Raw genomic sequence first — 12542 nt, 5'->3', positions numbered from 1 at the left:
TGTCGGTTCAGAATAGCGATGGATTTGTCTTGGCGGTCAGTTGGGGAATTTTCAAGATCGGCGAGGAGTCGTACGATCTCCGGCATCTGGACGAGACCGTCATTTCAGTCGAGTTCAACGGCGAGCAACACGACATTTTGGTGGAATTTTCCGATCACTGTTTCACCGAGGATGCTACCGAGGACGACAAACGGCCCAAGTTTGCGCCTTGCTCGAGGAAGGATGGTCGTTTCTGCGAGAAGCGGTATCAGGCCTCGTTGGATATTTGGGCCCACATAGAGCACGCCGTGAGCGGCGTGGTATGGCTCGGCGAAAGCGACCGTTGTCTAGTTGTGAAATTGGCGGCGGGGCAGGGCGATGACCCGCTTCACTACGTGATTCCGTTCACGCTTGAGCGGTGGAAGGGAGACAAGCGCGCCAAATTGAAGATGCGCGTCCGGAGCGCGTTTGTGCGTGATTCAAGCAGGCGGGTCGCAACGTTCGGTCAGGTGAAATTTGCGACCTTGGTCGATCTGACACTGAAGGGGCAGTCGCCACGCCGCAACTACGATCGGAATCGAAAGAGACCGTGGTAGTAGAAAAAACGAACAGGCCCTTTCGGGCCTGTGCGACATCGTGAGATGTCTCGGGGCGAACCTCTTGACCCCTTTCGGGGCTGCCCATCTCATGAGATGGCCCTGACGTTTCCCATCAGGAGGGGCTGGTTGTGCTCACGCCCTATGTCCAGCGATCTCCGCGCAATCTAGTGCATCCGCGGTCGAAATTCAACGAGCATTTGGGGCCCAGTTTCCCCCCTGTTACGCTTTGCCGTGCGCCACCAATGAGCTGAATTTGATTAAGGCATTGAAATTTAACGTATTTTCATGTAGTGAATTGACAGGTAGCTCTGCTGGTTCCGACTTGTGGTGGAACCCGAACGGCCGCCCGCCTCGACCTTGAGGGTAGCACCGCCGGGCACCATTCTTTCGCAAAGGTTAACATTCCTGAATCCCCAATGCCGAGCAAACGCACTAAGCTGCGGCTTTCCCGCACAGGGGCATTTCATGTTCGATGCAACAACCACCGCGCTATTGCACGCGGTCCTCGACGAGGTCTGCGAGAGCGTTTCGCACCGCGAGATCGGTGCGCGTACGCACGTCGCCTCAAAAATATTGGAGGCGGCTACCAGAGGCGGAGTGTCGCCGGACGAACTAAGGCAGGTCGCGCGCGCGGCTCTCTCGCAAGCGCCGATCATGTGGCGCTGACCGGACAAGGGGGCGGGGGTGAAGTTTCAGGTCACGGTTCTGAAGATCCTGGTGAGTACCCGAACGGCTTCGCCGCGATGGCCGATCTGAAGCGCGACATTGGCGATCCTGGCGACCAGCGGTCGGGATTGGGCCGATCGCACCAAGCGGCTGGCTGCGCGCGTGCCGGAGCTCGACATCTTTTCGCAAGGCCATATCGAGCGTGAAAACGGCGGCTGGAAGATCACCGCCAAGGGGCGGGCCGTGCTGGAATTCATGGAGGCGCGTCCTGGCGCCGCCCAGGAGATCGACGCGGTTCCAATCGAGGAGAGCGAGGTGCCGGTACGCCCGCTACAAAAGCCCGTCGAACGGGCGAAGCGACGGCGCGAAGCTCGCGAACGGGCGCGGGCGAGCGCTTGCTAGTCTGCGGAGCGGCAGCCTGACTATCTCTGCTGCTGACCCAACTTGGCCTGCGTTTGGTTGGCGCACTTTGCGGAAACAGCCGATACGCTGAACTAGAGCGGCATCAGGGCCGCTCCCACCAGCGAACAACCAGCCATGTCCGTCTAGAGGGTGTACCTTGGAGGCTCATGGGGTTGGCGGAAAGCACGAGCGAGGAACGTCAAAGCCGCCAAGAGGGACAGGCACAGAAAGATCAGGAAGCCATCGGTCCAGTACAAGACATATTCCGCCACATGTTCGGCCGGTGTCTTATCCTCCATGCGCTGGCCCATCGCGAAGCATGGCCCCTTCGGACAGCCTTTTGCATAGGCGGCCGCTCGGCTGGCGGTGAATGAGTCCGCCAGCGGGGTCGTTTTGTCCCATAGGTGGATGCGGCTGTCGGCGTATCTGTTGCCAAAGCCGATAAGCCCCACCAGTATTGCAAGCGCGAAAACGATCACTGTACCCCACGATATCAGCCGATTTCGATGCTCCGCGTCTTCGAATAGGGTGTTTGGAGGGGCAAGGATCGGATCCGCCGACTTGCGGGCTTTCATGACATAGAGCGCCAGGGTCACGGCGAGGATGGTGCCGACTGCCAGGCTTGCGCAAAGGCCGAGGTAACCGGCCGAAATCAGGACGCCCCGGTGAGGGCCGTTATTGATGTAGAAGATGCCGCTGGCCAGGGCAGGAACGTAAGCGGTGCCAATCCAGGTCCAGAAGCGCGCCAACGGCAACATGAAAACACCCTAACAACCTGGTTCGTGCGGCCATAAGGACGCAGCGACAAATTCAAGATTCCAATCCATCAAAAGTATCGACAATGTCATTTCAGTGGGGTTGTATTTTACAGTTTTTCATAACTTCAGCGTGTTGTCACGGAGTACCTTTACATGAAGAGGATCGTTGCCGCCCTGATCGCTCTAGCCGTTGTGGGGGGAGCTGCTTTCGCTGTTTATCGCGAACGGCTTCAAGTCGCCTATCGGGCAGATCGGCTCGGGCTGGAGTGGCAGGCGGCCAAATTGGCGGAGGCTGCGCTCAAGCGAGCCCCATCGCCCACCGGCTGGGATGCGGCGGTCTTCCTCTCCAATGACGCGATGAAAAAACTGGTGGGAACCCTGAACGGCCTCACTCTCGCGCTGCAAGATGACGATCTGTCCCTTAAGCTCAAAGACGTGTCTGTAACGGCGATGCCGGCATTTCTCGACATTCAGTTCGAGTTGCAAGCTTCGTCACCAAAGAGAGGCGCGGATCTAACGCTCAAAGTCGATTCCGAGCTCGTTTATGCTGGCTACGAAGAGTCAAAGCCGGGCTCGGGGGTGCTCGAGTTTAGGATGATACCGCTCGATATCGTGCCTCGGATCGCATGGGCCGGCCTTGATTTTCGGGGCGGTAGATTGGCGTCCGAACTGATCACCACAGGCCTGCTTCCCAAGTTGCTTGCCGCCGCCCCGTTGAGCGTGCCGCTACAGCAGAACCTGCAGGCGGAGTTCGGCGGGAAGAGCACTGCTACGGTTGACCTCAACAAGGGATTGGGCTCGACCTTGACTTACGAACTGGCCGTGCCGAAGACGGAAGTCTCCTGGACAGTCGGATCCTTCTTCCCGCTGATAGTCCGGAACGGGATGTGGCTACTAGCCTCGAGCGAAAAGGACTCCTATCCGAAGCCGCCGGTTCCAGAAGGAGGCAGCCCGGATTCCCTTACACATGAACTCGAAAGCATTCGCTCCACCTTGCTTCGGGTGGAGACACCAGCCGTTGACATGGCAGTCTGGCTGTCATCGAAGCCGCTCCTCTCCATGCTTGATCGGTTCGCGAGCCAACCGCCAGCGCAAAGGACGGTGACGGTCCAATCGACAAAGATAAATGGGCGTATCGCCGAAGACAATTGGAGCGACGATCTCCTTGGGAAGGGCGGCACCTTCGCAGAGTTCGTCGACGATCGCTCGCTGACCGGCCAAGTCGTCATCGGCAACATCAAGTCGAACTGGGTGCCAAAACAGGGGCTGAGCGTCGATCTCGAAGCGGCGGCGCACGCCGAAGCGAAAGTGCACGTCCACGTGGATCCGCTGATCGGCGGTGGAGTCGGAACAACCCTAGGTCTCGTCGGCGACGCGGTCGCCCGTTCTGGAATTGACCTCAAAGTTGAAGCGGCCTCTCTCAACGGGGCCAATTTAGTGGTGGTGCGTCCCGCAGCGCGCTGCGGCCGCTTCGATCTCGACCTGGAGACCGATGGCAAGGCGAAGACGGATTTTGGATGGACGAAGGTGCCAAGCGTAGGAATCGTGCGACACCAGCCATTGGCGCTGGCTGGCCCGACACCGATCATCGTTCTGGACGGGCTGCCCTTGGTGATCGATGCGCGGGATCCGGACGGGCACTTGCGGCAATTTTCGGCGAGCGGCCGAAGCATGACGATCGAGCCGGCATGGCGTTATTTATCTGCTGCAGTTTCTCCGATTGGGATCGATGTGAGCGACGCCGGCTGGCTCATTACGGCATCGCTAACGGTGTCGACATCTGATCGCGCCGACGAAATGGTTCGAGCCGCGGCGGCGCGCCAGGCATTGAGGGCAGCGATATCCGAACTGGCGAAACCAGCGGCTTGTGGTGGCGACTCGTCGACCGAGGTCAAATTGGGTCCGTTCGTCATTGGGCCGAATAATGAGGTGGTGAAGTTTTTCGTCGCCATTGGCAAGTTCACGAAGGAGATGGCCGAACGCATAGGTCACGAAGTTTCCACCGAAAAGCTGAAGGAATGGATCGCGGACCCCGCCGGCTCCTTCAAGAGGAGTACGCCTGGACAGGTCGTCGACCAGGTGATCAAGACCATCACCAAACCGATCGACAGCTATTGCGCGCACAATTGGTGTCCGTAGCCAGGTGGCTTCACGTTGCGAGAGTCCAGACCCTACGTTAATCCTGATATGTAGCGTACCGCCGCGTCGCTCGATCGTTTGTCGGGCGCTTCAGGATCAGATGTATCTGGGGAAGAGATGCCCGCAACTGCTTTTTCAGTCAGATTCGCCCGCGAACTCGATGTCGACCAACTCGCGATGTTGATGACAGGCGAAAAGCCGACATCGGAACGCGATGGAGCTGAGCTTCTCAGCGCATCCGGCGAGGCGATCCGCGCCGATATCCAATGCTCATCGTGCGGGAAGTTCGGTGCTCGCGTGGTTCGATCCGCCAGGTCGCGTGCGTCAAGGGCTGTTCTCCGGCAAGCACACTTCAGGTTCGTCGATCCCAATGGTGGCGACGCGCACCACCCATTCTGCGAGTTCTACGGCGATGACGAAAATCGATCGGTGCAGGCAAGCGTCCTCGATTTCGGTTCGGAGAAAAGCACAGAAACGAGGGCCGTGCGGCTCCTCGTGTGCAAAGGTATCGAGCAAGGGTTATTGACCAGCGGCGCATTCGGGACATGCGCCAGTGGTTCTTCGATCTTAAGTCCGCCAGTCGCTTCACCCTAACAACGCCGCAAGAGGCGATTGCCTGGACGCGAGCGCTCCATCGTCGTCCCAGCTACCAACGTTGGACATTCCACCCAGCTCAAGCGGAAATGCCCGCATTCAACTGGAAAGCCGCCGCCAAGCATCGGTTCACCGAAGATCATCAGCATCTGTTCGATCTGATAAAAGGTATCCCAATCGACGACGGGATTTGTCGACAAGCGGGGGAGCTGCTTCGGAAGCACTATCAGCGCGAGGTGTTCGACCCCACTGTACTCCAGCGCTACTACGACGCAGCGGTCTCGCTTGCCAGCTTCGTCGCTGCGAATGGCGGCATCGATTTTGGTAAGGTCCGTCCGGATTACTATAGGCTGAAGGGACCCCCGGTCGCGTTGCTCGCCCTGTGCGCCTTAGTGCTGTTCGTCTCGGACTGGGATATGAATGCTGCCATCGCCACCTTCTCCAGGTTGTTGTTGGCGCCGGCGCCGAGCGATCTCTCGCTTGGTAACGTTATCGGCCTGAATCCGTTTCACGAGTACGCGGCGTGGCGGCTCCTCGTCCTTTCTGCGAAAGTGGCCGCCGCAAGCCCCAACGGACTGGATTACGATCGCCAGCTCGCTTCAACTGAGCCCGCACTGCGTGAGGAGCATCGTCGGTGGAAGGAGCAGCAATCCTAAACACGAGCTGAGCCGCGTCCCAGTGTGCTCCAAAGGCTGCATAGGCCGGTTGCGTGACCTAGGAGGAGTAAAGCATTGGTCGATTTCGTAAGCTCTACGTCCGGCCTGGTGTTGACGTACCAAGCCGACCAGCCAGGAAACGGATGGGTCTGGCGTGAACTACAAGATCACGGCACCGTCACTCTTAGTCGAGTCTTCACGTTCAATCGTCAGGACCTGGTCGCAGAGCCAGCTGAGACAGACGATGAGAATGACTTCGAGAACTTTCAGTACTCGTTCCGCTTCGCGGTGCGCCGTGGCGGCTATTTCCACATCAAGGGCCGGATCTTTAATATTGATAACGCGGTACTTATCGCCGACACGGGCCTCCCGATCGAACGAAAGATTTTCGTTGCCGAGCGGAACATCTCCATTTTCAGCAAGATCGCCAGTCTCGTCGCACCCGATCAGCCGATAATCGTTGGTGGCGACCGGCCCGGCGCCATTCCAATCGCCGATTTCAGGGCCCTGTTGAGTAAATTCCCCAACACCACCGAACTCAACCGATATGCCGCCGCCAGGGTCGCAACCGTGATTGGCGATTACATCACACCCATGAAGGACGCGCGAGCACAGTATGAAGGCTATCTCAACCGCCGGCGCTCGACTGCGTCCGACGTGCCTTTGGCGCAACAAGAGCTGCTCCAGACGGAGATCGAAAAATACGTCTTCATCCGCGACACCATCATCGGATGGCTGCGGGACGGCGCGACGCGGTCCGAACACGACTGGCAGAAGATGATCCTCAATTTTCTGCTGCTAATTTTTCCAAAATACGTAGCGGTGTTGTCCAACGTGAAGGTGGTCGACGCCTATTCGTCCCCGGGAACCACCAGAGACCGCTTTATCGATCTCGCACTGGTCGATGCGGCCGGAAACATCAACGTTATTGAAATAAAAAAGCCCTTCGACGATGCGCTCATGGCTCGCACTCCCTATCGAGACAATTACATCCCAACTAAGGAGCTTTCCGGCAGCATCATGCAGGCGGAGAAATACCTGTTTCACCTGTCCAAATGGGGCTTGGCCGGTGAGAAGGCCCTCACGCAACGCTACTCGGAAAGGCTTCCGCCTGGCATGGCGATCCATATCACAACTCCCAAGGCCATGATCATTCTTGGCCGTGATCGGCGCCCGAACGGTTCCTTGGCGCTCGACGGGAGGCAGCAACTCGATCTAGAGATCATTAAGCGCAAATATGCGAACATGATCGATATTCTGACCTACGATGACCTATTGCGCCGGCTGGAGAACATCATCTCTTCACTGCAGCGCCGGTCTACGGCTCGAAACGCTGGTGAGGTGGATGAAGCGACCAGAGCAATTTGAAGCCTTGAGCAGTCTCTGCTAGAGCGTAACAAGCTCGACGGCGCCGCCCATTGCGACCATCAGATCCCGCAGACGCGGGGCTTGCGTCCGTGGCAACGCGATCGCCAGGAGACGCTGTGCCCTTGATGCGCCGACGTAGATTTTCCGAGCTTCTTCGTTATCGCCCGCAGCAGCACCGACCAGGGAATCGACGATACCCTTCGCGGTGCTTGGCGACATCACCACGCAGATTCCGGGAAACTCCATCCCCTTCACGCTATGGATGGTCCGTGCGGGGTGGCCGTATGCAGGCGCGACCGACAAAGCCTTCTCCAGCTCGCCATTGCGACGAAGCCGTTGATTGATGGATCGGCCGTCAGCCGACAGCAGGGGCGCGAGCAACCTGCGCGCCTCGTCGTGCCATGCCTCGGTTGTGGCGAACCGCTCCGGGCTGAAGCGGAGCGCCTGAGCCAAAGCGAGCGCTTCTGGCCGCCATGCGTCAGAGGGCACGTCAGCATCGGCGAGGTGCTGGTGATAGGTCTTTCCGCCCATCCGGTCGCCCAATTCGAGCATGATACGGTGAATGGCGACGAGAGCCTCCTTGCGGCCACCAACTTCGAACGAAAAATGGAAGTCGCTGACGGCGACCGCCAACCTGTAGCTGAGATCCCGGACCCCGGAATCCTGCGGATGTCCAAGGGCGTTTGCTCCGGTCCGCCGTGTCGCGGAGACGACAGGGCAATCTCGGGCCGCCAGTCCCATCGCTGCCGCCAGTTCCTGAAACTTCGTCCCGATCGTCGATGGAACGCTCTTGCCGGAATAGGACAGAATTTGAACCGCCGTCGGCTCCTTTCGAAACTCTCCCAGAGCTTCGTCGATCGTGGTGCGCATGTGGGGCGCGCGCAGGGCCACGACGCCCTTTGTTATGTGTCCGCTGGACCGGAAGTTTCCGTTCATGGGTAGACGCTCGGCGTCGCTGAATGTTGCGGCGAACTGACTAAGCTCCCGCGTCACGCCACCCCGAAATCCGTAGATCGCCTGGTTCGGGTCCGAGATGACTTTGATCGGAATGCCAGCTGTCCGGAACCAGGTGATGATCTCCAGATCGACGGGATTGCAGTCCTGCGCCTCGTCGACAATAAGCTCCTGGAAGCGCCCTGCAAACGCCGGCCCCAAGACGGCGCCGCAGGCCGGATCGCGGAGCCGGGCGAGTGCCACGGAACGCGCGTCAGCAAAGTCAAGTTCGCCCCGTTCTAGAAGGCGCGCGCGTGTCCTTCGCGCCGCCGTCTCGTATGCCTTGATCTTCCCGTGAAAGCCGTGACGCCGGATCATGGCGGGGATAGCGTTCCCCGTCGTTCGATCGAAGCATTCCAGCGGCAGGGCTTGCGCGGCGGGAAACGGCTTTATAGTGCGGTCGTCCTTGTCCGGGATAAGTCTCGGTTTAGCGGCGCAGCCATCGACGCCGAAGGGTGCGATGAGGAATTGCCAGAGAAAGGCATCGAATGTCCCGATGAAATGCGGAAACGCCGGGGTCTCGACAAGCTGCTCTCGACGCAATCGATCCTCCAGTTCGGAGACGGCGGCAATCGTGAACGAAAGAAAGGCGATGCCGCGACCTGTCGGTCCGCCGCCAAGAAGCTTCCGTGCTCGCTCGACCATTACGCGCGTCTTTCCCGCGCCGGGGCAGGCAGCGATGAACGCAGAGCCTGCATGCTCTATCACCCGCCGTTGCTCATCGGTCGGCTCGAATGGCTTGGCGATCATTTAACCAAGGTCTCGATCGCCAGCTTCAGATAGTTTGGTACCGTAAAGACCGCGCCGTTGTTGATTTCCTCGGCGACCAGTTGCGCGAAATCGCCCTTGCGTGTCGTCTCGAAGAGCTTCTGGACCGCCGTCGCCTGGGCGGCATCGGTCTGCCCCACAGCCGCATCCCACTTGTCGCCGGAACGCGGATGGAGCTTGAGATAGACGTCCTTCAAAGTGCCAGCGTTGCCGGCGCGCACAAGCTCGGTCTCAAGCGAATAGTCGTTGATGACGACATCGAGAAGATCCGCGGCCCCCAGACCGGCGACGAGAGCTTCGAGGTCGCGTTTGCGCGCGGCGCCGGGCGTTACTCCGCCTTCAGGCACATCCGCGCCGTCGCCGTCCGTTAACACGACCAGGCGATCCGCGATTCGGACTTCGTCGAGTGGCGAAAGCAACAGCTTGGCGTAGGGCTGGAAGTCTACCCCGTCGATCGGGACGAAGACTGCCGAACGGAACAGGCGCAGCTTGTCAGCGTCGTCCTTCAGCACGATTTTCCTGGCCATGACGGGAAGCAGCAGCGCTTCGGCAATGCCTTCCACAAGCAGCACGCGGCCGCCAAAGAGGAAGGCCGATTTGGTTACGTCCAGATAACGGTCGACCTTCCGGCGCTCAACCGGATCGAGCGGTAACGCTGCCAGCGGGATGCAGCGTGTTTCCCGCCGCGCACGACCAACCGGCATGACCGGATTCGGCTCGTTCTCCGGCATCATCTCGGCGGGGACACCGGCGAGCGGCTGGGCCTCCGCCTTGTCTGCCCCGGCCGGCGACGAGGCTACCTGCGCTGGCAGGAATGACCGGAAAAAGACGAGCTTCTTGCTTTCAACCCAGGCCGACAGGTTTGGCGAATGGGTGGCCACGATCACCTGCAACTCGCCCGCCGGCCCCTTGTGGCCCGCACGTGGCTTGCGCGACTTTTCGGCCTGCTCATCCAAGAAACTCAGGACCGCGGCCTGAAGCTGGGGATGCAAATGCGCTTCTGGCTCTTCGACGAGGAAAAGCGTTAGATCCGCGTCGTTTACCTTCTCAAGCTCAACCGCGATAGTCGCCATGTAGAGCAGATTTGCGTAGCCATGACCTGAGTACCGAAGATCCTCTGGTTCTATGCCGTGATCGGCAAGCTTGAACCGCAGGTCACGGGCGATATCGATCAGCTTCTCATCGCTCGCAAAGCCGAGCGAGGCGGCTTGCCGGCGGACCCCTGCGGTCAAGGCACTCAGGCCAATCTCGACCGCTCCTCCGACCTTGCCAAGGATCTCCGCCTCGCTGCCCCGCCGCAATGACTTTGCGAGCGCTTCCGGATCGCCTCCTTCGAGGAAGTGGTTCAGCAATGCGTAGATTCGCGTCGGGTTGCCAGAAGCCAGCGCCCGCTTCGCGTCGCGCAGCGGAGGCAGATAAACGTGACGGACCATTTCGTGGCAGCCAGGCTCTGGATTGCCCTGCTGATGCCCCGCCCATAGGCTCGGCCGGATCGGAAAGCGTCCCGTCGTTTCGTCGTATCGAAGTCCGAAGATACATCCGCTGATGGCTGCGTCGGTCGCGGCCGATATCATGCGGCCTTGCTGTGGGGGAGTTAACTCTGCGAACGTCCCGGCAAGCTCGAACTTCCGTTCCGCGCTTCCAAACCGAATATCGGTCGTCTCGCAATAGAGCTCGCGACGGCCACCGAGCGGAGTGGTCAAGAGACGAATGGCGTCGATCGCATTGCTTTTGCCGCCGTTATTCTCTCCGACAAGGAGTGTGAGATCCTTGCACAGTGGAATCTCCGACTGCGCAAAAGATCGGAAGTTGTTCAGCGTCAGCTTTTCTAGATACATGCCCCTTCCGCCCCAAAGAAATATTCAATCCGTGCGGCGCCCGCCTGATCCGGATTGCCGCAATTGTCACCCGGCCGTATTCGGGCGCCCTGTGGCGTAAGGCCAGCCTTCACGCCCAAGGAAAGATGAAGTCGACCATTCGGAGATCACGATGGCGAGGTTACTCGTCGCGTAAAAGGCGAGGTCGCGAACAAATCAAATATTGCGATGTAACGCCATGAGTTGATTAAAGCGCAACCGGCCCAATGTCGCGTGTCGCCTTGCGCCATTGACCCGGTGCGTTGCTGCCCTGATGACGTCGCACGGTGCTTCTCCTTCTAAAGGCGCGCAGTGGGGGCGAGGCCTGGATGGTCCCGACGATGCTGGCTTCGCCCTCCGTGTTGAGGACGTGCAGCTCAATGCCGCCACGCGTGGTGTCGAAGCTGAGCCGCGGCGACTTCCCGACCACACGGTCGTAGGCCGCCTTCGCGGCGGACGCGGCGCCGGGCAGCGGCCTGGAAAAACCAAGCCGTTCGCCGATCACACCGTACCCCGTGACAGCGCGCGGATCGCTGCCTCCTCGACCTCACCGGCCGCGTCGATCAACTGGCAGAGACGTGGCGACCCGTCCTCCAGAACGTCCGTAGCATCGAGCCAGGCTCTTGCTCTGGATAGGGCGGCGAGCCAGGTGCGCGGGACGTTAGTCGACGACGGAAAGGCCAACATCTGGTCGAGCTCGACGCGCGGTGGAATGCCGGCCGAGACGATGTCGGATCGTTGCATCATGTGGGGACCTAAGCGTGGGGGCTGACAGTGGCCAAAAGCATATCCGATTCGGCAGCAGCTTCGCCGAGCGCTGGACCATTCAATTGCGGCGAGCGAGCCGGACGAAACCAAAGGTTGCCTGCGGTGGACATTCTGTGGTGTCCCAGTCTCGGGGCGAAGCAGGCGCGGTCGGGACGTTGGTAAATTAGGCCAAGAGACGTCGGAAAATCGGTGCATAGAACACGCTATAGCGTATTTCATACGCTATAGCGTGTTTTGTCGGAGCTTCCGAAATGCATCATCCTGTCGGATGAGGCGTCGGACTCCGGCACATACCCAGCGATTGCTTGCGCGAAACGTGCGGGCACGTCGGCTGCACAAATCATGGACGCAGTACGATCTGGCAGATGAAACGGGCTTGCGCCAGGCGCTGGTCAGCGAGATCGAAGCCGGAAAGGCCAATCCGACGCTGCTATCGCTGCACAAGATCGCGTCCGCGCTCGGCATCCAGGTCGCGGAGCTTGTGCTGCCACAAGGCACCGCGCTCGCGCAGGGGACGAAACCGGCGGTCCGGCGGCCTACCAAGAAAAGGCGGGGACGCCCCCTCAAACCACCGTCCCGCTGACCGATCCAGCCAGCCCTTGATGACGCGGGGTCTTGGATCACAGACGACAATAGGCGCACGTTCGGAGAATTCCGTCCGTCGGGTGTGCAACCGTGGACATGCTGGTCCGGGGCCGGCTCGCGGATTGCCGGCCGCGCGAAGGGGCGATTGATGACTTCGTCACAAATCGGGCGCAGTGAGCAAGAACGTCAGCGGACGTGCCTCATCGAGGGGAGAGCGTAACCACGCCCCATAAGCTGGGGCGACCATGCCGCTTGACGTCGCCTGAACATTGCGTAAAAATCTAGCATAAGTTGCATTGCCGGTTTTCCCAAGTCAATCATTAAGTCCTGCGTATGTTTGCCCGTTTCAAAGGTCTTCGACCGCACGCATTCATTCCCTCCGCCCGTCGTGGTCCCTGGCCCAACAAAGCT

At 59.7% G+C, this 12542-nt stretch carries 11 protein-coding genes and 1 pseudogene; 7 read left to right on the top strand and 5 right to left on the bottom strand.

Going from position 1 to position 12542, the window contains the following annotated elements; translation table 11 throughout:
• Positions 1-29: 29 nt before the first annotated feature.
• From AC24YW_RS35705 to AC24YW_RS35695, 3 genes and pseudogenes are all read left to right on the top strand, one after another.
• Positions 30-575, top strand: a complete 546-nt coding sequence (locus AC24YW_RS35705) for a hypothetical protein (RefSeq protein WP_487487074.1) — start codon at positions 30-32, stop codon at positions 573-575.
• Between the two features lie 468 nt (positions 576-1043).
• On the top strand, positions 1044-1244 hold the full coding sequence (locus AC24YW_RS35700) for a hypothetical protein (RefSeq protein WP_487487073.1): 201 nt from the start codon (positions 1044-1046) through the stop codon (positions 1242-1244).
• Between the two features lie 18 nt (positions 1245-1262).
• Positions 1263-1646 (top strand): annotated as a pseudogene (locus AC24YW_RS35695) (hypothetical protein).
• 143 nt (positions 1647-1789) lie between these two features.
• On the opposite strand, the gene AC24YW_RS35690 reads toward AC24YW_RS35695, so the two are convergent.
• The gene (locus AC24YW_RS35690; RefSeq protein WP_487487072.1) at positions 1790-2404 is read right to left on the bottom strand and encodes a hypothetical protein; all 615 of its coding nucleotides are present in this window, start codon (positions 2402-2404) and stop codon (positions 1790-1792) included.
• A 153-nt stretch (positions 2405-2557) separates the two neighbouring features.
• Between AC24YW_RS35690 and AC24YW_RS35685 the strand changes: the two genes are divergently transcribed.
• The 3 genes from AC24YW_RS35685 (at position 2558) to AC24YW_RS35675 (ending at position 7161) form a co-directional block, all read left to right on the top strand.
• The gene (locus AC24YW_RS35685; RefSeq protein WP_461331496.1) at positions 2558-4543 is read left to right on the top strand and encodes a hypothetical protein; all 1986 of its coding nucleotides are present in this window, start codon (positions 2558-2560) and stop codon (positions 4541-4543) included.
• Positions 4544-5088: 545 nt separating this feature from the next.
• Positions 5089-5793, top strand: coding sequence for a hypothetical protein (locus tag AC24YW_RS35680; protein WP_487487071.1), 705 nt, complete (start codon positions 5089-5091; stop codon positions 5791-5793).
• Positions 5794-5868: 75 nt separating this feature from the next.
• Positions 5869-7161, top strand: a complete 1293-nt coding sequence (locus AC24YW_RS35675) for a Shedu immune nuclease family protein (RefSeq protein ID WP_487487070.1) — start codon at positions 5869-5871, stop codon at positions 7159-7161.
• Positions 7162-7179: 18 nt separating this feature from the next.
• Here AC24YW_RS35675 and AC24YW_RS35670 read toward each other — a convergent pair whose 3' ends face one another.
• From AC24YW_RS35670 to AC24YW_RS35655, 4 genes are all read right to left on the bottom strand, one after another.
• Positions 7180-8904, bottom strand: coding sequence for a UvrD-helicase domain-containing protein (locus AC24YW_RS35670; RefSeq protein WP_461327289.1), 1725 nt, complete (start codon positions 8902-8904; stop codon positions 7180-7182).
• Positions 8901-10760, bottom strand: a complete 1860-nt coding sequence (locus tag AC24YW_RS35665; RefSeq protein WP_487487069.1) for an ATP-dependent nuclease — start codon at positions 10758-10760, stop codon at positions 8901-8903. Before AC24YW_RS35665 ends, AC24YW_RS35670 begins: the two co-directional genes overlap by 4 nt.
• Before the next feature lie 226 nt (positions 10761-10986).
• On the bottom strand, positions 10987-11283 hold the full coding sequence (locus AC24YW_RS35660; RefSeq protein ID WP_461327291.1) for a hypothetical protein: 297 nt from the start codon (positions 11281-11283) through the stop codon (positions 10987-10989).
• Positions 11280-11525, bottom strand: coding sequence for a hypothetical protein (locus AC24YW_RS35655; RefSeq protein WP_487487068.1), 246 nt, complete (start codon positions 11523-11525; stop codon positions 11280-11282). The genes AC24YW_RS35660 and AC24YW_RS35655 overlap by 4 nt, the downstream gene beginning before the upstream one ends.
• A gap of 289 nt (positions 11526-11814) precedes the next feature.
• On the opposite strand from AC24YW_RS35655, the gene AC24YW_RS35650 reads away from it, so the two are divergent.
• Positions 11815-12129 (top strand): helix-turn-helix domain-containing protein, encoded by a 315-nt coding sequence (locus AC24YW_RS35650; protein ID WP_487487067.1) that lies wholly within the window; start codon positions 11815-11817, stop codon positions 12127-12129.
• Positions 12130-12542 lie beyond the last annotated feature (413 nt).

The sequence above is a fragment of the Bradyrhizobium sp. USDA3516 genome (assembly GCF_057651995.1).
The sequence above is the reverse complement of the archived record's forward strand: the minus strand, read 5'-3'. Positions and strand labels throughout refer to the sequence as shown.